The following is a 17675-nucleotide window of genomic DNA, read 5'->3' as shown; positions in this document are numbered from 1 at the left end:
GGAAAATTAGGCGATTTTCTCATAGATGATTTGATCCGAATGCTCCATTGCGATCCGCTCCTGCGCGGCATTGCCCACGGTCCATGTCAAAACCGGAAGCTTGCGAGCGCGGGCGTGCGCAGCAAAAGGCGAAGGCAAATCCCTTATATCATATGCCAGGAACTCGGCGCGGGAACGCCACAGCGACAATCTGCGTTCAACGCGGCCCTTGAGCCCTTTCTTATCCTCCTCGCTGACCACTAAACCCCGCACCAGATGGGGCGCGTGCGTCGCGAACCAGGCGGGCACCAGAGGATTGAAGGACATGATTGCAGCCTTGCCTCTATAGCCCTCCAGCGCGCGCCGTACGCCCAGGCACATGCCGGTGATATTGCGGTCAGCCGATTTGATTTCAATAAGGATCGGCTTACGTCCGCCAAGCCGGGCCAATATCTCGCTCAGGCGAGGAATGCGCTCGTCCGTGCCCTTCAGCAGCACTTTATCCAGATCCGCGGCCAGACGCGATGCAACAGCGCCCTGCTCCGCCGTCAGCCGACCGAGTTCATAATCGTGAAAGACAAAGGGAACCCCATCGGTGCTGATTTGCACGTCGCATTCAAAGCCATGTTCCTCGCCCAGCGCCGCATCGAACGCCGCCCGGCTGTTTTCGATCAGCCCCCGGCCGTGCAGACCCCGGTGGGCAAAGGGCTGCTCATACAGAAAGGCAACCCGCGACCGTTCCGGAGCGGGACTGAAAAAGGAATCAAGCCTGGCGGACTGCGACAATCGCGTCGATCTCTACAGCCGCGCCCAAGGGCAGCACCGGCACACCCACAGCGCTACGGGCGTGTCGCCCGGCATCCCCAAAGACCTTCTGCATCAGCTCGGACGCCCCATTTGCGACTTTGGGCTGATCGGTAAAATCAACTGCGCTGTTTACAAAAGCGCCGAGCTTCACAATCCGTTCTACCCTAGAGAGGTCGCCCAGGGCCAGTTTCATCTGCGCAATCAGCATCAGGCCACAACGCTCCGCCGCCTTGACGCCAAAATCGAGGTTCCGGTCCTCGCCCAACCGGCCGGTCATCAGAACACCGTCATCAAAAGGCAGCTGTCCGGAAATATGCAGAAGGCCGTTCGCTTCGACGGCCGGCACATAAGCGGCAACGGGCGCTGCCGCCTGAGGAAGGGAAAGGCCGAGTTGCTCAATCTTTTCTTCGATGGTCATGCAAGGGCAGAAGCATGACGGAAAGGGAGAGGTCAAGGACTTATTCCCTCCCCGAGGAGAGGAAGATGGTGGGCGCGGCAAGGATTGAACTTGCGACCCCACCCGTGTGAAGGGTGTGCTCTACCACTGAGCTACGCGCCCGCCGGCCATTATCCGGGGTGGCTTCCGTTGGCATTGGACGGTCCGGGAGTCAAGGCGTTCAACGCCATTTCAACGCTACGTCCCCTTGACCCTGCGTCGCGCCCGGCGAGCCGATCCGTCGCGCAGCGCCCAGCGGAGCGCCATTGCCATGCCCTGCGCTCCACCTCTTACTATCGGCCTTGCTTGCCTGGGCATCGGAAGCCTGTGCATGCGGGCGGCCCATTCGGGCAAGAGGTCGATTGCAGCGCTATTGGTGACGGATTGAAACAGCAGTGGCCCCAGATGCACGGATCGCGGCACCAGCAGCGCCCGTGCGACTTGGCGTGTTCGCTCATCGCAGCGAAGGGTTGGACGCATGTCTTCGATAAACGCCATAGCGTCAGCCAGTGTTTTGGGCACATGAAGAGCGCCCAATCGATCTGCAATTTCCGCCATCTCCGCGAAATAGCGGTCTTGGGCGGACTGGGGGAACCAGGGCGCGCGATAGCGAACATAGGCATTCAGAAAGCTGGTGGTCTCTGTCACATGAACCCAGGCCAACAGGTCCGGATCATGCGCCGAATAATGTGCCCCGTCCTGGGTCCAGCCTTGCACGTGGTCGTGAATGACCTGCACCTTCGCGATGAGCGCCAGCGCCTGCGCGGTAGAGCCATAGGTCGTGCCGGCAATGAATTGAGCGGTTCGCCGCAACCGGCCGAGCATATCCTGCCGGAAATTGGAATGATCCCAAACCCCAGCCAGCACGCCCGGATGCAGCATCTGCATCAACAAGCCTGCAAGACCGCCGATCATCATCGTGGTGAAATCGCCATGCACCTTCCATGCCGCCGAAGCGGGGCCGAACAGGCCCGGATCGCCCGCGGGCCGGTCCAGGTCGACCTCACCGGAACCAAAGCCCACCAGCTGATGGACCTGCCTTTCAATCCCTTCGCGTATGCCCAGCATCGTTTGAAACCCGGTGAGTCACGCCGATCTTTGGCGACCGCCTGCACCATTCCACGATAAAGATAGGCAGGCGGCGCTCATTCGCCAATGCCTTTATCCTCGCCATGCGAGATGCGATTCATAATCCGCCCCGGCCAACTCATTCAAATATTCCCTTCGGCAGATATGTTATCCGGCAGGCAAGGTCGGCTTCGCCACTCGCCACGATATAATGATCGCCTGCATCAACGATGCCAGTGGTGAACACCACTGGTGTGGGCAGATACATTTGCTTTCCAAGCGGCTCCGTAAGGGCCGGATTAGCCTCCAGCACTGGCCGTTCATCCTCCAGCCGCAAAATCCGGGAGGGGTCATCCTGGTCAAGCAACGCCCAAAAGGTGCGATAGACGCCAACAGCGGCGCGGGGCTCAACGCCGTGGTAGAGCATCAGCCAGCCTTGCCTTGTAAATATCGGCTGGCTCCCGCCTCCGACCTTCCCGGCGCAGGCGGAATGTTTTTTTGCGCGGATGAAGGGCGCGTCCAGCGGCTTCCAGTGAAGCGCATCGGGCGATTGAGCCAGATTGATGGATGGTCCGCCCTCAAACGGACTGTCAGATGGGGAGGCGAAATAAACCTCGCCCAAGGGCCGGGTCAGAGCCATGAACTTGTCGCCCACCTTGCCTTCGAACAACAGCATGTCCTTGTTCTGATGATCGAGAATTATTCCCTCTAGCCGGTAATCCAGGCCGTTGACCGAGGTGTGAAGCGTCGTGCAATGCCGCTCGGAACTCACCGAACAGGCCGTCATATAGTATATGCCGTCGATAAGGCTGATCCGCGCATCCTCGACACCATATTCCTGATAGCTGGCTGCAGGTTCGATAGCCCTGTCATAATGGATTGTCACGATCGAGCGGCCATCCGGCGTCAGTTCGACGGGAAGCAGCCAGGAAAGAGAGGTCAGCGCCATCAGCTGATTGGCCCTATCCAGGATCATAAGACGGCGCGGATCGCTGAGATCAACCGAGCTCAGCGGATGGGGATCGAGAATGTAGCCATGGGGCGTCCAGCGAACCGATCGCACATGATCTCGCGCAACCGGCTGCCGCAAGGCTTCGGCGACACGCACCATCATCAGTAAATTACCGTTGGGCAACCGAGTGAAGCCTGGGTTGAAAGCGCCTAGGACATAGGTCGGTTCGGCTATCCCGCGGCGCAGCGGGGATCTGGTCAAATCGACGTCATCGGGCCGGAAGATCAGGAAATCATCGCCCAGCATGTAAAGCTCCTTGCGTCAGCGCGGAACGCCTGCGGCATTGGCAGGTTCCACAATCTGCATGGAAGCAATGGTTTGCAGACCCCGGCAAATGCTCTCTATGGCACCAGCACGGTATCTGCTGCATGGGGCAGCATAGTGGGGTAATCCAGCGTATAGTGCAGCCCCCGGCTCTCCTTCCGCCGCAATGCGGACCGAACAATAAGCCGCGCTACTTCCACCAGATTGCGCAATTCGATGAGGTCTGGGGTAACCCGGAAATTTCCATAATATTCATCGACTTCCTGGGCGAGCAGGTTCACGCGATGAAGCGCCCGCTCCAGCCGCTTCGTCGTTCGGACGATGCCGACATAATCCCACATGAACCGACGGATTTCGCGCCAGTTATGCTGGACGATCACTTCTTCGTCGCTGTCGGTGACGCGGCTTTCATCCCATGCGCGGATTGGCGGCGGGGGCGGCAGGCTGTCCCAATTGGAGTGGATGTGCTGCGCTGCCGCCTCGCCAAAGACGAAACATTCGAGGAGGGAGTTGGACGCCAGGCGATTGGCCCCGTGCAGGCCGCTCTCCGTGACTTCGCCGGCCGCATAAAGGCCGGGCAGATCCGTGCGGCCGTCAAGATCGATGATCACGCCGCCACAGGTATAATGCTGCGCGGGAACGACGGGAATCGGCTCCTTGGTGATGTCGATGCCAAGTTCCAGGAGGCGGGTATAGATAGTCGGGAAATGCTCCCTGACGAACTCGGGGGGCTTATGGCTGATGTCGAGGTGGACATAGTCGAGGCCAAGGCGTTTGATCTCATGGTCTATCGCCCGCGCCACTACGTCGCGCGGAGCAAGTTCGCCCCGCTTGTCGTGCCGGTCCATGAAGCGTTCGCCGCCATCGGGAACGCCGGGGGGGAGCTTCAACAAGCCGCCTTCGCCGCGCATAGCCTCGGTAATCAGGAAGTTCTTGACCTCCAGATTGTAAAGGCAGGTGGGATGAAACTGGTTCATCTCCATGTTGGAGACGCGACACCCCGCGCGCCATGCCATGGCGATTCCGTCCCCTGTGGCTCCGCGCGGTGCGGTAGAGAAGAGATAGGTCCGGCCCGCTCCGCCTGTCGCCAATATGGTCGCCCTACCGGTGAAAGCCTCGACGCTGTTGGTCGCCTTGTCAAAGGCGTAAATGCCCCAGACATGCCCGTCGCCCGAATATTTTTCCCCATGACGGCTGGTGATGAGGTCGATTGCGACCATATCGGGAAGCAATGTGATGTTGGGATTGGCCTCCGCCGCCTGGATGAGCGCGCGCTGCACAGCGGCACCGGTCGCATCGTCCACATGCACGATCCGTCTGTGGCTGTGCCCGCCCTCTCGTGTCAAATGCCAGCGTTCGCCAAAATCCTCACTGGCGTTGAAAGGGACGCCCAGCGCAGCCAATTGCTCGATGGCCGCCGGGGCGTTGGAAACCACGAACTCCACGGTTTCGAGCTTGTTGAGTCCCGCCCCTGCCACCATCGTGTCTTGAACATGGCTTTCAAAAGTGTCGCCGGCGTCCAGCACGGCGGCAATCCCCCCTTGCGCCCAATTGGTGGATCCGCTGTTCGCAGCGCCCTTTGCGAGAACAAGTACCTTCTTGTCCTGCGCCAGATTGATGGCTGCGGTCAGGCCCGCAGCACCGGAACCGATAATGACCACGTCGAAATTCTGGGTAGGCATAGTCTCTCTTATCTATCCGGTCAGGTTCAGCAGAACCTAGGGTCTGGACCTAAGCCACCGACCGCGTGAGATGCAGAAAGACATCTTCCAGGTCGGGTTCTCGCGTCGACACGTCCACTATTCCCAAGCCGCCTTGCTGCACCGCAGCCAATACATCGCCTGCATTGGCCTTGGTCTTCATATACGTAATTGTTAGCACCCGGCCCGCCGTCAACTCAATCTTTTCAAAGCAGGGGTGCATAGGTGCCTCATCCAGGTCGCGGTCCACTGTCACTTCGACCATTTTCTCTTGCGCCATGTTGACAAGCTCGCGGGTGGGCTTGTTGGCAATCAGGCGTCCATGATTGATGATGGCAATCCGGTCGCATAGCTCTTCGGCTTCCTCCAGATAATGGGTGGTGAGCACGATTGTGACGCCCTGTTCGTTCAACTGTCGCACATAGGCCCAGAGTTGCTGTCTCAGTTCGATGTCCACCCCGGCCGTTGGCTCGTCAAGCACCAGGATCGGCGGCGAATGCACCATGGCTTTCGCCACCAGCAACCGTCGTTTCATGCCGCCCGAGAGGGTTCGGGCATAGGCATTGGCCTTGTCTTCCAAATGCACTGCGCGCAACAGCTCCCATGTCTTCCGCTGCGCCTTGGGCACACCATAGAAGCCCGCTTGATTTTCAAGGGTCTCAAATGGCGTAAAGAAAGGATCGAAGACGATCTCCTGCGGGACGACGCCGATACTGTTCTTGGCGTTGCGAGGGTTAAGCGCAATGTCGAATCCCCAAATCCGCGCCGTACCACCAGTTTTATTGACCACGCCCGACAGGATGTTGATCAACGTCGATTTGCCTGCGCCATTGGGCCCCAAAAGCCCGAAAATCTGGCCCCGAGGCACATTGAGGGTCACATTGTCCAGCGCCAGCTTGCCGCCGTGATAGACTTTCGACAGCCCGTCGATTTCGATCGCGCTTTGGAGGGTAGAGGGTTGAGTCATGTCCCGCGTCATAGCCGCGCGGGACGAGCGAGCAAAGAAAAGTCTGGCTAGGAGATCCTGTGGCCAGCCCCACCATCGCCCATTGCACCGTCAAATCTCCGATGATAAAGCGCCCGACCATGATCCAGCCGCCCGAAACCGTCCGCATAAACAAAAGCCGTGTCGCTTGCGACGGCGCTTCCGACATTCCTGGCGGCGCGGCGCTCGGCCATCCTCGCGTTTTCCTTGAAATCGACGAAAAAGGCTATGTCGAATGCGGCTATTGCGACCGCCGCTTCGTGCTGATTAGCGGTCCGGCCGATATTTCCGAAGATAAGGGTGCACAAGCGGCCTGATCATCTTATATCGGGCGGCATGACCGATACAGCCGCATCCGAAATCCACGACGTCCGCAAATTCCTTTATCGTGAAGGTGCGCTTGACCCGGAAGGGGCTGCTCGCCTGACGAACGAGGCGCTCAAAAATTGCGACGATGGCGAGCTTTACCTGCAATATCGCGCCAGCGAGAGCTTCGGCTTTGACGATGGCCGACTAAAGACCGCCGATTACAGCACCGATGCAGGCTTTGGCCTGCGCGGCGTTTCCGGCGAGATGACCGGCTTTTCCCACGCCAATGACATCAGTGAAGCGGCGATCCGGCGCGCGGCGGAAACGCTGACGCTGCTCGATCCCGCCAAGGGAAGCATCGCGCCGTCGCCCAAGCGCACTAATCGCCATCTTTACACGGACGCCAATCCGCTCGAACTCGTACCCTTCGCCAAAAAGGTGGCGCTTTGCGAACAGATCAACGCCGTCGCCCGCGCCCGGGATCCGCGCGTGTCGCAGGTGTCGGTGAGCCTTGCCGGAAGCTGGAGCGTCATCGACATCATCCGTGCGGATGGTTTTACGGCGAGCGATATTCGGCCGCTGGTTCGCCTTAACGTCTCGGTCATCCTTGAAGAAAACGGCCGGCGCGAAAGCGGCGTCTTCGGCATGGGCGGCCGCTATGTTTACAATGACCTCTTCAAACCCGAAAGCTGGGACCGCGCCATTGACGAGGCCATCGCCCAGGCAGCGGTCAACCTTCGGTCCGTCCCCGCTCCTGCCGGGGAGATGACCGTGCTGCTCGGCCCCGGCTGGCCCGGCGTCCTGCTGCATGAAGCGGTGGGTCACGGACTGGAAGGTGATTTCAATCGCAAAGGCACCTCCACCTTTTCCGGCCGCCTGGGCGAACGAGTCGCAGCGCCAGGTGTGACCGTTGTTGACGATGGCAGCATCATGAACCGCCGCGGCTCGCTCAGCATTGACGACGAAGGTACGCCCACGCAGGAAAATGTGCTGATCGAGGACGGCATTCTCAAAGGCTATATGCAGGACCGCCTGAATGCGCGGCTGATGGGCGTTGAACCCACCGGCAATGGCCGCCGCGAAAGCTATGCCCATGCTCCCATGCCGCGTATGACCAACACTTTCATGCGTGGCGGCAATGACGATCCCTCCGAACTGTTGAGCCGCGTCAAGAAGGGCATTTATGCAAAGAGCTTTGGCGGCGGGCAGGTCGACATCGTATCGGGCAAGTTCGTCTTTTCCTGCACCGAGGCATATAAGGTCGAAAACGGCAAGATTGGCGATCCGATCAAGGGCGCTACGCTCATCGGTGATGGTCCCACCGCGCTCACCAAGATCATCGGGATCGGCAACGACATGGCGCTCGACGAAGGCATCGGCGTCTGTGGCAAGGGCGGACAATCCGTCCCGGCGGGCGTTGGCCAGCCCACCTTGCTGCTTGAAGGGCTGACGGTAGGCGGTACGGCGGCATAAGGGTTAGAAGGCATGTCGGAATTTACGGACGCGCTGACAGAGGCTCATTACGCCTTCATTGAACGGCAGCCCGTGTTTTTCGTGGCGACCGCGGCGGAAGGCGCTCGGATCAACTTGTCGCCCAAGGGATATGACAGCTTCCGCATATTGGGACCGGAACGCGTCGCCTATCTGGACCTCGGCGGCTCCGGCAATGAGACGCAGGCCCATTTGACCGCAGATGGCCGCATCACCATCATGTTTTGCGCCTTCGACCGCCCGCCCCTGATCCTGCGCATCTATGGCCGGGGCAAGGCGATATTGCCGCAGGATGACGGCTTTGAGGAACTGTCATGCGGCTTCCCTCCCCTGCCCGGCATAAGGCAGATCTTCGACATTGCCGTCGACAGCGTGCAGACCAGCTGCGGATGGGGCGTGCCGCACATGACGTTGGAGGAGGAGCGGGAGACCCTGGCCAAATATCATGCACAGCAGGACCCCCAGGATCGCCTCGCGAAAATCAGCAAGCGCACCAAGAGCATCGACGGACTTCCGCTGCGGGTGCAATCAGCCATTCCTGCCGGTGAATGGCCAGTTGCGGAGCGGGAGTTGGCAAAGCCGTGATGCCCAAAATTTAAGCACTCTCCCTCCATTGCCCAAAAATGCGGCTGCCGCCTCTGCAGGGCGGAACCCAAACCCCGCCTTAACGCTTGTTTAAGGAGTTTGGCACGCCTCTTGCTACCTGGGTAGCGCACACCAGAATTAGGGGGCGAAATGAAACTAGTCATAGCTATCATTAAGCCGTTCAAGCTGGACGACGTCCGAGAAGCTCTGTCTTCGATCGGGGTCGCCGGGATGACGGTCAGCGAAGTAAAGGGCTTTGGCCGACAAAAGGGCCAGACGGAAATCTATCGCGGCGCCGAATACAGCACCAACATGGTTCCCAAGATCAAGATCGAGGTCGTTTGCGATGACGATCTTGCGCCCCGCGTTGTCGAAGCCACGCAGCAGGCCGCGAACAGCGGCGCCATTGGCGACGGCAAGATCTTTGTCCTGGATGTCGGTCAGGCCGTGCGTATCCGCACCGGCGAAACCGGCGAAACCGCGCTCTAAGAAAAAGGGGGAATGATGACTATTTCCAAGAATATCTTGGGCGGGATCGGTGCGCTCAGCGCGTCACTGATCACCGCCGCGCCCGCATGGGCGCAGGATGGGCCCATCAAGGCGCCCACCGCCGAGCAAATGGCCGGCATGGTCGACAAGGGCGATGTCGCCTGGATGCTCGTTTCCTCTGCGCTGGTGCTGATGATGTCGGTGCCCGCGCTTGCCCTGTTCTATGGCGGCCTGGTGCGGACCAAGAACATGCTCAGTCTGCTGATGCAGGTGTTCATGATCGTGTCGGTGGCCGCTCTGGTCTGGTGCGGCTGGGGCTACAGCCTTGCTTTCACCAGCAATAATGCGTTTGTGGGCGGGCTTTCCAAGGCTTTCCTGGCGGGCGTTTCCAGCTCGACCTATGCCGCCACTTTCTCGAACAACGTCTATCTGCCTGAATTCGTGTTCGTGATGTTCCAGATGACCTTCGCCTGCATTACGCCAGCTCTGATCGTGGGAGCCTTCGCGGAGCGCGTGAAGTTCAGCGGCCTGATGGTCTTCATCGTGCTGTGGCTGACGGTGATCTATTTCCCGATCGCACATATGGTATGGTATTGGGCGGGTCCCGACTTCCTGCCTGATGCGCCGACGGATTACGGCTTCCTGTGGGGCATGGGCGCTCTCGATTTTGCGGGCGGCACCGTCGTTCACATCAATGCCGGCATTGCGGGCCTTGTGGGTTGCCTTTTGATCGGCAAGCGCGTGGGCTATCCCCGCGAACCCATGCCGCCGCACTCGCTGACCATGACCATGATCGGCGCTTCGCTTCTGTGGGTTGGCTGGTTTGGCTTCAACGCCGGTTCCAACCTGGAAGCCAATGGCGTCACCGCTGTTGCGTTCATCAACACGATGGTCGCCACCGCTGCTGCTGCTGTTAGCTGGGCGCTGGTCGAACAGTTCCACCATGGCAAGCCTTCATTGCTGGGCGCGGCCACGGGTGCTGTTGCCGGTCTGGTGGCAATCACCCCGGCTTCGGGTTTTGCTGCTCCGATGACTTCGATCCTGCTCGGCTTCATCGTGTCGCCAATCTGCTACCTCTTCGTTTCTTTCGTGAAGAAGAAGTTTGGCTATGACGACAGCCTGGACGTTTTTGGCGTACACTGCATCGGCGGCATTGTCGGCGCGATCGGCACCGCCATCGTCGCTGATCCGGCACTGGGTGGCCAGGGCTTCTTCGAATATACCGTGTTCCCGGCGGCGGTCGGCGCCTATGACATGGGCGCGCAGCTTGTTACCCAGATCAAGGCAGTCGTGTTGACGCTGCTCTGGTCGGGCATCGGTTCCGCGATTCTGTACTTCATCATCGACAAGACCATTGGTCTGCGTCCGACGGTGGAAGAAGAGCTGCAGGGGCTGGACCTCTCCAGCCATGGCGAACGCGCCTATAACTACTGAAGTTCGGAGGGTGGCTCGCCAAAACGGGCCGCCCTCCATAAGATGTTCCTCCTGCGAACATCCTGGGCCGGTGCCTAAGCACCGGCCTTTTTTGTAGCCCGACATTCTCTTGCAGTTTGCACAATCATCTTCGTCTATTTTGCAAGCTTCAGCCGCGCTTTGGAGATGCGCCGCTTAACGAGGCTGCTATGGTCCGCCCGGTTGAGAATCGTCGGGGGTGCTGCAATATGCCGGATGCCGAACTTGCGCTTGTGCTGGCCCGTGCTCAATTCGCATTCACGATCAGCTTTCATTTCATTTTCCCGGCCTTCTCCATCGGTCTTGCCAGTTACCTGATGGTGCTTGAGGGGCTTTGGCTGAGGACAGGCAGCGGCGTTTACGCCAATCTTTACCGTTACTGGCTGAAGATCTTTGCCGTGACCTTCGGCATGGGCGTAGTGTCCGGCATCGTCATGTCCTATCAGTTCGGCACCAACTGGTCCGTTTTTTCCGACAAGGCTGGCCCCGTGGTCGGGCCGTTGATGGCCTATGAGGTTCTTACCGCCTTTTTCCTGGAGGCGGGTTTTCTCGGCGTGATGCTGTTCGGGATCGGCAAAGTCGGCAAGGGGCTGCACTTCCTCGCCACCTGCGCGGTTGCGATAGGCACTTTCATCTCCGCCTTCTGGATCTTGTCGGTAAACAGCTGGATGCAGACGCCGACCGGCTATGCCGTCAACGCAGCGGGACAGTTTGTACCAGGGGGAAGCTGGATCGACATCATCTTCAATCCCAGCTTTCCCTATCGCCTCGTTCACACCGTCATTGCCTCCTATCTCACGACCGCCCTCGCGGTCGGCGCCGTCGGCGCATGGCATCTCTTGCGGGATCGGACCAATACCGGCGCGCGAACAATTTTTTCCATGGCGATGTGGATGGCTGCCCTGGTGGCGCCGCTACAGATTTTGGCCGGGGACCTTCACGGGCTCAATACGCTGGAACATCAGCCTGCCAAGATAATGGCGATGGAGGGACATTATGAAAGCCATCCGAGCGGGGCGCCCTTGATCCTGTTCGGCGTTCCGAACAGCGCTGAGAAGCGGATGGATTATGCAGTGGAAATTCCCAAAGCTTCTTCGCTGATCCTGAAGCACGACCTCGATGCGCCGCTCGCAGGTCTCGACACCATTCCAGATGATCGGGAGCCTCCCGTGGGGATCATATTCTGGTCATTCCGCGTCATGGTGGGACTTGGATTTGCAATGTTGGGGCTTGGTCTCTGGAGCTTGGCGGCCCGCTTGAAAGGCAGGCTGTATGACTGGCCCTGGCTGCACCGCGCCGCAATCTTGCTGGGTCCGTCCGGCTTCGTCGCCGTCATTGCAGGCTGGGTCACGACAGAGGTGGGGCGGCAACCCTGGACTGTATATGGGCTGCTCCGGACCTCCAATTCCGTGTCACCATTGGCGGCGCCCGCGGTCGGCGCGTCGCTGGTCGCCTTTGCAATCGTCTATTTCTCGGTGTTCGCAGCGGGCACCTGGTACATTCTAAAGCTGATGGCAAAGCCGCCCCAGCCGCACGAGTCCGCTCCCAGCGAGCATCCCGAACGCTCAGCGGGCATCACCCCCGCTCCGGGCCTGCAAGGTGGTCATTGATGGATATCAATTTTGATCTGACCGTCATTTGGGCAGCGATCATTGCCTTTGCCGTTGCCGCCTATGTGGTGATGGACGGTTTTGACCTCGGCATTGGCATCCTCTTCCCGCGGCTGAAGGTCGGACGGCAGCGTGACATGGCGATGAACAGCATTGCGCCGGTATGGGATGGAAACGAGACCTGGCTGGTCCTCGGCGGTGGCGGGTTGATGGCTGCGTTTCCACTCGCTTATGCCATCATCCTTCCCGCCCTTTATGCTCCGCTCATCGCCATGCTGTTGGGCCTTATCTTTCGTGGGGTGGCGTTCGAGTTCCGCTGGCGCGATCCGGGACATCGGCCTTTCTGGGACTTCGCCTTTGTCACCGGCTCTCTTACCGCCACCCTGGCGCAGGGCGTCACGCTCGGCGCATTGCTCCAGGGGATCACGGTGGAAGGCCGCGCATATGCGGGCGGTTGGTGGGAGTGGCTGACGCCCTTCAGCCTGCTTACCGGGGTGAGCCTGGTCATCGGCTATGCGCTGCTCGGATCATGCTGGCTGATCTGGAAGACCAGCGGTGAGCTTCAAGCCCTCGCCATATACTATGCCCGGCCGTTGGGAGTTGCGCTGGTCGCGGCGATCATGGCCGTGAGCGCCTACACGCCTTTTCTTGAAAAGAAATATTATCAGGCCTGGTTTGACTGGCCAGGCATCCTTGCAACGGCACAGATGCCCCTGCTTGTTGCCCTTACCGCCTTCCTCCTTTGGCGCAGCATCGGCGGGCGACGCGATTATCTGCCCTTTCTTTTGACGCTGGTTCTCTTTGGCCTTTCAATGGTCGGTCTCGCCATATCCATTTGGCCTGACGTGATCCCCGGCCGCGTCTCCATCTGGGCCGCCGCCGCACCGGAACAGAGCCAGATTTTCATGCTGGTGGGTTCGGCCATTCTAATCCCCATCATCCTTGCCTACACCGCCTGGGCCTATTGGGTCTTCCGCGGCAAGGTGGGAGCGGAAGGTTATCATTGATGAAATTGAAAGCCGCCGCGCCCGACCTGCCGCTATGGAAACGCCTGCTCTGGTTCGGAGCGATCTGGGCAGGCGGCGTGCTGACGCTCGGTCTGATCGCAGCTGTCATCCGCTTTGTCCTGCGCCCCTGACGCAGCTTGAATTTGCGAAAGAACCGCTATAGAGGCAGTCACCCGCACCAAGCGGCCCCTTCGTCTAGCGGTCAGGACGCGGCCCTCTCACGGCTGAAACACGGGTTCGATTCCCGTAGGGGTCACCAAAATCCTCTCCCAGAGGGTTCCAGAAGATGCCACAAGTGGCTGATTTCTCCGGGTTTTCGGTGGTATAGGTATCCCATACGGAGCGGCTTCGTGCCACCGGATACCACCATCTTGATGGTATATCTGATGGTAGCGCGGCCCTCCCCCAAAAGGAGATACCATCATGGCGCTTACCGCCGCTGCGATCAAAAACGCCAAGGGCAAAGCCAAGCCCTATGAACTCACCGATGGCGACGGACTGTTCCTGTATGTAACCCCCAATGGCGGACGCTATTGGCGGATGAACTATCGCCACCTTGGCAAACAAAAGACACTGGCGTTCGGCGTCTATCCGGATACCGGCCTTGCCGACGCCCGCGAGCAGCGTGACGCCGCCCGCAAGGTTCTGGCGAAGGGTGACGATCCCGCCGAGAAAGCCAAGCTGGATAGGCTTGCCGCCACCGTCGCCGCAGCCAACAGCTTCAAGGCGGTTGCCGACGAGTGGCTGGTGAAGGTCGAGCGCGAAGGCCGCTCGGACGTGACGATGAAGAAGCTGCGCTGGCTGCTGAACTTCATCAACGCATCGCTTGGCAAGCGTCCGATCACCGCCATCACCGCGCAGGAGGTCTTGACCATGCTCCGCAAAATGGAGGGCAACGGCAAGTATGAGACGGCAAAGCGCCTGCGCAGCACGTGCAGCCAGATATTCCGCTACGCCATCGCCACCGCCCGCGCCGAGCGTGACGTTGCCGCCGATCTACGCGGCGCGCTGATTGCGCCCCAGCCTATCCACCGGGCCGCAATCACCAACGACGCTAATGCGGGCGGGCTGCTGCGGGCGATCGAGGCGTTCGAGGGCTTCGCCAACACCAAGGCGGCGCTGCAATTGCTGCCGCATGTGTTCGTCCGTCCCGGCGAGCTACGCCATGCCGAATGGGCCGACTTCGATCTGGACAAGGCTGTGTGGACCATCCCGCCCCACAAGACCAAGATGCGCCGCATCCACAGCATCCCGCTTTCCCGGCAGGCGTTCGCCATTCTCGAAACGATCGAGCATGACGCGGAGTATAGCAGCTACCTATTCCCCTCGCTGCGTTCGGTCGATCGGCCCATGTCGGAGAACACCATCAACGCCGCCTTGCGCCGCTTGGGCTTCGCGCAGGATGAAATGACCGGCCACGGCTTCCGGGCGATGGCGGCGACGCTCTTGAACGAAATGGGCCTCTGGCATCCCGACGCCATCGAGCGGCAGCTTGCCCATTGCGACAACAACGCCGTTCGCCGGGCCTATACGCGGGGCGAGTATTGGGATGAGCGCGTTCGCATGATGCAACATTGGTCCGACCATCTCGACTTCCTCCGCGACGGCGCGAAGGTCATCAAGGGCACGTTCCGCAAGGCCAAGGCCGGGCAATAGCCCGGCCTTGTGTCACTCGGCGCGATCTTCGCGCCAGGCGGCGGGGTTGGCAATCCAGCGATCCACAGCAGACTCATGCCAGCCGGTGCCGTGGACGCTGATTGTGATTTGCCGGGGGAAGCTGCCTTCAGCGATCTTGCGATACAGGGTGGAGCGCGAAAGCCCCGTGCGGGTCAGCACGGTCTTGAGACGGATAATCTTTTCCTTGTTGGACATTGATGTAACTTCCGGTTTCGATGTTGGCATATCCCCCTGCGAACAGAATTGGCGGCACGGATTCGCAGCGCAAGAGCGTCCCGGCCAAGATATGGCGAAGATGCGGCTCACGGCGGTCTAAGTGTAGGTAACGGCGGAAAACGGTGGCGAACTACGGAAAACGGCGGCGCATGAGGGTGGACGGCGAAGATAGGCAGAGATCTGCGACCTATACTTTGATGTTTATTTGTCGGCCGTGACAAATAAACCACGCCGTCACGCGACTTTCTGGCAATCAATGCGACCCGATGAACTTGGCGCGATTCCGATTCGCACGACATGGCGGAGCCTTTCTTTCAGGTGGCCCGCCATTGCCACGAAACCATGCTGTATCAGTTCATTCCGCCGCGCAAGAGAGGGAGGCATTACACTGCCGCCCATAGCCAACTTAGTAGCAAAAGCGCGAAATCAGTCTTTTTCGGCAGGCGCGCTTTCGGGCATCCGGCATTGAACCATAACGCTATGTGTTATATATAGACGGCGAAGCAGGAGAACCGCCATCACGCGCATTTTCAAGAATGGCTGGTTCGAGCGTTTCGCACGGAAAGAGCGGCTGGCCGATTCGGCCCTTCGCGCTGCCGTGCAGCGGGCCGAAAGCGGGCTGGTGGATGCCGACCTTGGCGGCGGCGTCATCAAGCAGCGCGTGGCGCGACCGGGAAAGGGAAGATCGGGCGGCTATCGCACCCTGATCCTGTTCCGGCATGGCGACCGTGCGATATTCGCTTTCGGCTTCGCCAAGAGCGCACAGGCGAACATATCGAAGGCGGATTTGGCATTGTTACGCGATGCGGCGGCCGAAGCGCTGGAATGGAGCGGCGAGGAACTGGACCGGCTGGTAGCATCAGGAACGCTGGTGGAGATCGAAGATGGCAACGACGACGAAGGATAAGGGCTATCGCAGCGAGATCGCGGGCGCGATCCACGAAATGATGAGCGACGCACATGACGCGGGAGTGGTGTCGCGCGCGACGCTCCGCACGTTTGACGAGGCGTGTCTTGCCCCGGCCCCGGTGCTGGCGGGCGATGAAATCCGCGCGATCCGCGAGCGCGAGCATGTCTCGCAGCCGGTATTCGCAGCCTATCTCAACGTATCGCGCAATCTGGTGTCCGATTGGGAGCGCGGCGTGAAGCGTCCAGGCGGCCCCGCCTTGCGATTGCTGTCCATTATCCAGCGCAAGGGATTGCAGGCCGTGTCCTAGCTTTAACCTGCTAACCTGATGAGCGTTTCACCGCCTGCGGGATTGTCGTGACGGTTCTCAGGCACGCACTTGCTCTAGAGCGTGGGACCTGAAATGTGAATCGCTGGGGATTCCCCTGGCGTGAGATTTGTGATTCACCGTTTTTGGAGGTGGATGATGGGCAAGAGCAGTTCGGTTGATCTTCGGGTTCGGATTGTTGGCGAGATCGAGCGCGGGCAATCGTGCCGTGCGGCGGCGCGGCGGTTCGGGGTGAGTGCGGCGACTGCGGTTCGCCTGGCGCAGCGCAAGGCGCAGACGGGAACGGTTGCCCCTGCGCGGCAGGGGCGCCCGGCGGGCAGCGGTCTGCTTGCGGCCCATGTCGAGGCGCTTGTGGGCTGGGTGGAAGCCGATGGCGACATCACCATGCCGGAGCTGGCCGCGTGGGGTGAAGGCGCACCCGGCCTCGCTGTCGCGGTTGCTGATCCGGCACGGTTTTACCGTCAAAAAAACGCTGCTGGCGTGCGAAACCGATCGCGCTGACATCGTCCGGAGGCGTCGGATATGGACGGTGCACCGCCAGCCTTGGATGAAGAAACGCCCCGAACGGCTGGTGTTTATCGACGAGACTGGCACGACCACCAAGATGGCCCGGCTCAGAGGCCGCGCACGTCGGGGAAAGCGGCTCAAGATGAAGGCGCCCTTCGGCCACTGGGGCACTCAGACCTTCATTGCGGCTCTGCGCCATGACGGCCTCACCGCGCCTTGGGTGATCGACCGCCCGATGAACCGCCAAATCTTCGAGGCCTATGTCGAGACCCAGCTCGCTCCGACGCTGAAGCCCGGCGACATGGTCATCCTCGACAATCTCTCCAGCCACAAAAGCGAACGGGCCAGCGCGATCCTCAAGGAACGCGGCGCCTGGTTCCTCTACCTCCCACCCTACAGTCCCGATCTCAATCCCATAGAAATGGCCTTCGCCAAGCTCAAAGCGCATCTGCGAAAGGCCAAAGCCAGGACCATCGATGCCCTGTGGCAGGCCGTCGGATCAATCTGCCAACTCTACTCGCCAGAAGAATGCTGGAACTACCTCAAACACGCCGGTTATGTTGCAGATTAATGGCTCGATGCTCTAATCGGTCACCGCGCAACCCAACGATTTTTCTAACGACCCGCCAACAAAGCAGTGAGTGCGGGGAGAATCGGGCCAAATACGCCCATATGGTCGCCCACCAACCCGATGAACTTCTGGTATGCAGTGACAAAAGTCGATGAACTGGAAGCCCGCTCCATTTCACGATTAGAGCGTCGGATTGGAAATGTGAATCGCTGGGGATTCCCCTGGCGTGAGATTTGTGATTCCTTCTCTTTGGAGGTGGATCATGGGCAAAGCAC

19 protein-coding genes and 2 tRNA genes are annotated in these 17675 nt (G+C 60.0%); 13 read left to right on the top strand and 8 right to left on the bottom strand.

The annotated features are described in order from the left end of the window. Nucleotides 1-6: 6 nt before the first annotated feature. From HNQ99_RS13490 to HNQ99_RS13460, 7 genes are all read right to left on the bottom strand, one after another. The gene (locus tag HNQ99_RS13490) at nucleotides 7-765 is read right to left on the bottom strand and encodes a glycerophosphodiester phosphodiesterase family protein (RefSeq protein WP_184476531.1); all 759 of its coding nucleotides are present in this window, start codon (nucleotides 763-765) and stop codon (nucleotides 7-9) included. Further along, on the bottom strand, nucleotides 743-1204 hold the full coding sequence (locus HNQ99_RS13485; RefSeq protein ID WP_184476529.1) for a RidA family protein: 462 nt from the start codon (nucleotides 1202-1204) through the stop codon (nucleotides 743-745). The genes HNQ99_RS13490 and HNQ99_RS13485 overlap by 23 nt, the downstream gene beginning before the upstream one ends. Nucleotides 1205-1270: 66 nt before the next feature. After that, nucleotides 1271-1345 (bottom strand) — tRNA-Val (locus HNQ99_RS13480). A gap of 75 nt (nucleotides 1346-1420) precedes the next feature. Further along, entirely contained in the window at nucleotides 1421-2290 is an 870-nt protein-coding gene (locus HNQ99_RS13475; protein ID WP_184476527.1) for an oxygenase MpaB family protein, read from the bottom strand. Between the two features lie 139 nt (nucleotides 2291-2429). Next, on the bottom strand, nucleotides 2430-3548 hold the full coding sequence (locus HNQ99_RS13470; RefSeq protein ID WP_184476525.1) for a glycoside hydrolase family 130 protein: 1119 nt from the start codon (nucleotides 3546-3548) through the stop codon (nucleotides 2430-2432). A gap of 95 nt (nucleotides 3549-3643) precedes the next feature. Further along, a complete protein-coding gene (gene nadB / locus HNQ99_RS13465) occupies nucleotides 3644-5248 on the bottom strand; it encodes an L-aspartate oxidase (RefSeq protein ID WP_184476523.1) in 1605 nt (534 codons plus the stop codon). Between the two features lie 49 nt (nucleotides 5249-5297). Further along, nucleotides 5298-6233, bottom strand: a complete 936-nt coding sequence (locus tag HNQ99_RS13460) for an ABC transporter ATP-binding protein (protein WP_184476521.1) — start codon at nucleotides 6231-6233, stop codon at nucleotides 5298-5300. A gap of 119 nt (nucleotides 6234-6352) precedes the next feature. On the opposite strand from HNQ99_RS13460, the gene HNQ99_RS13455 reads away from it, so the two are divergent. From HNQ99_RS13455 to HNQ99_RS13410, 10 genes are all read left to right on the top strand, one after another. Continuing rightward, nucleotides 6353-6568, top strand: a complete 216-nt coding sequence (locus HNQ99_RS13455; RefSeq protein WP_184476753.1) for a zinc-finger domain-containing protein — start codon at nucleotides 6353-6355, stop codon at nucleotides 6566-6568. Nucleotides 6569-6587: 19 nt separating this feature from the next. Beyond that, nucleotides 6588-8033 carry a metalloprotease TldD gene (tldD, locus tag HNQ99_RS13450; protein ID WP_184476519.1) on the top strand — a complete coding sequence of 482 codons (1446 nt, stop codon included), beginning with the start codon at nucleotides 6588-6590 and terminating at the stop codon, nucleotides 8031-8033. Between the two features lie 12 nt (nucleotides 8034-8045). Further along, a complete protein-coding gene (locus tag HNQ99_RS13445; protein WP_184476517.1) occupies nucleotides 8046-8636 on the top strand; it encodes a pyridoxamine 5'-phosphate oxidase family protein in 591 nt (196 codons plus the stop codon). Nucleotides 8637-8786: 150 nt separating this feature from the next. After that, entirely contained in the window at nucleotides 8787-9125 is a 339-nt protein-coding gene (locus tag HNQ99_RS13440; RefSeq protein WP_184476515.1) for a P-II family nitrogen regulator, read from the top strand. A gap of 15 nt (nucleotides 9126-9140) precedes the next feature. Then, a complete protein-coding gene (locus HNQ99_RS13435; protein WP_184476513.1) occupies nucleotides 9141-10559 on the top strand; it encodes an ammonium transporter in 1419 nt (472 codons plus the stop codon). A gap of 227 nt (nucleotides 10560-10786) precedes the next feature. Next, nucleotides 10787-12187: a cytochrome ubiquinol oxidase subunit I gene (locus tag HNQ99_RS13430; RefSeq protein ID WP_184476751.1), complete on the top strand. Its 1401-nt coding sequence runs from the start codon at nucleotides 10787-10789 to the stop codon at nucleotides 12185-12187. Continuing rightward, on the top strand, nucleotides 12187-13194 hold the full coding sequence (gene cydB, locus HNQ99_RS13425) for a cytochrome d ubiquinol oxidase subunit II (protein ID WP_184476511.1): 1008 nt from the start codon (nucleotides 12187-12189) through the stop codon (nucleotides 13192-13194). The genes HNQ99_RS13430 and cydB overlap by 1 nt, the downstream gene beginning before the upstream one ends. Beyond that, nucleotides 13194-13325 (top strand): DUF2474 family protein, encoded by a 132-nt coding sequence (locus HNQ99_RS13420; protein ID WP_184476509.1) that lies wholly within the window; start codon nucleotides 13194-13196, stop codon nucleotides 13323-13325. Before cydB ends, HNQ99_RS13420 begins: the two co-directional genes overlap by 1 nt. A gap of 53 nt (nucleotides 13326-13378) precedes the next feature. Beyond that, nucleotides 13379-13453, top strand: a tRNA-Glu gene (locus tag HNQ99_RS13415). Nucleotides 13454-13617: 164 nt separating this feature from the next. Next, on the top strand, nucleotides 13618-14850 hold the full coding sequence (locus HNQ99_RS13410; RefSeq protein WP_184476508.1) for a tyrosine-type recombinase/integrase: 1233 nt from the start codon (nucleotides 13618-13620) through the stop codon (nucleotides 14848-14850). Between the two features lie 12 nt (nucleotides 14851-14862). Here HNQ99_RS13410 and HNQ99_RS13405 read toward each other — a convergent pair whose 3' ends face one another. Then, nucleotides 14863-15066 (bottom strand): helix-turn-helix transcriptional regulator, encoded by a 204-nt coding sequence (locus tag HNQ99_RS13405; protein WP_184476506.1) that lies wholly within the window; start codon nucleotides 15064-15066, stop codon nucleotides 14863-14865. Nucleotides 15067-15559: 493 nt separating this feature from the next. Between HNQ99_RS13405 and HNQ99_RS13400 the strand changes: the two genes are divergently transcribed. From HNQ99_RS13400 to HNQ99_RS13390, 3 genes are all read left to right on the top strand, one after another. Then, a complete protein-coding gene (locus HNQ99_RS13400) occupies nucleotides 15560-15994 on the top strand; it encodes a type II toxin-antitoxin system RelE/ParE family toxin (protein ID WP_407692320.1) in 435 nt (144 codons plus the stop codon). Further along, nucleotides 15972-16304, top strand: coding sequence for a helix-turn-helix domain-containing protein (locus HNQ99_RS13395; RefSeq protein WP_184476504.1), 333 nt, complete (start codon nucleotides 15972-15974; stop codon nucleotides 16302-16304). The genes HNQ99_RS13400 and HNQ99_RS13395 overlap by 23 nt, the downstream gene beginning before the upstream one ends. Before the next feature lie 156 nt (nucleotides 16305-16460). Further along, nucleotides 16461-17400 (top strand): IS630 family transposase gene (locus HNQ99_RS13390; RefSeq protein WP_246414978.1). Its coding sequence is split into 2 segments (ribosomal slippage): nucleotides 16461-16723 and nucleotides 16722-17400, totalling 942 coding nucleotides; the frame shifts between segments, so codons are not numbered across the junction. Nucleotides 17401-17675: the final 275 nt, after the last annotated feature.

Origin of the sequence: Rhizorhapis suberifaciens (genome assembly GCF_014200045.1) — a bacterium.
Classification (GTDB): Bacteria; Pseudomonadota; Alphaproteobacteria; order Sphingomonadales; family Sphingomonadaceae; genus Rhizorhapis; species Rhizorhapis suberifaciens.
The sequence above is the reverse complement of the archived record's forward strand: the minus strand, read 5'-3'. Positions and strand labels throughout refer to the sequence as shown.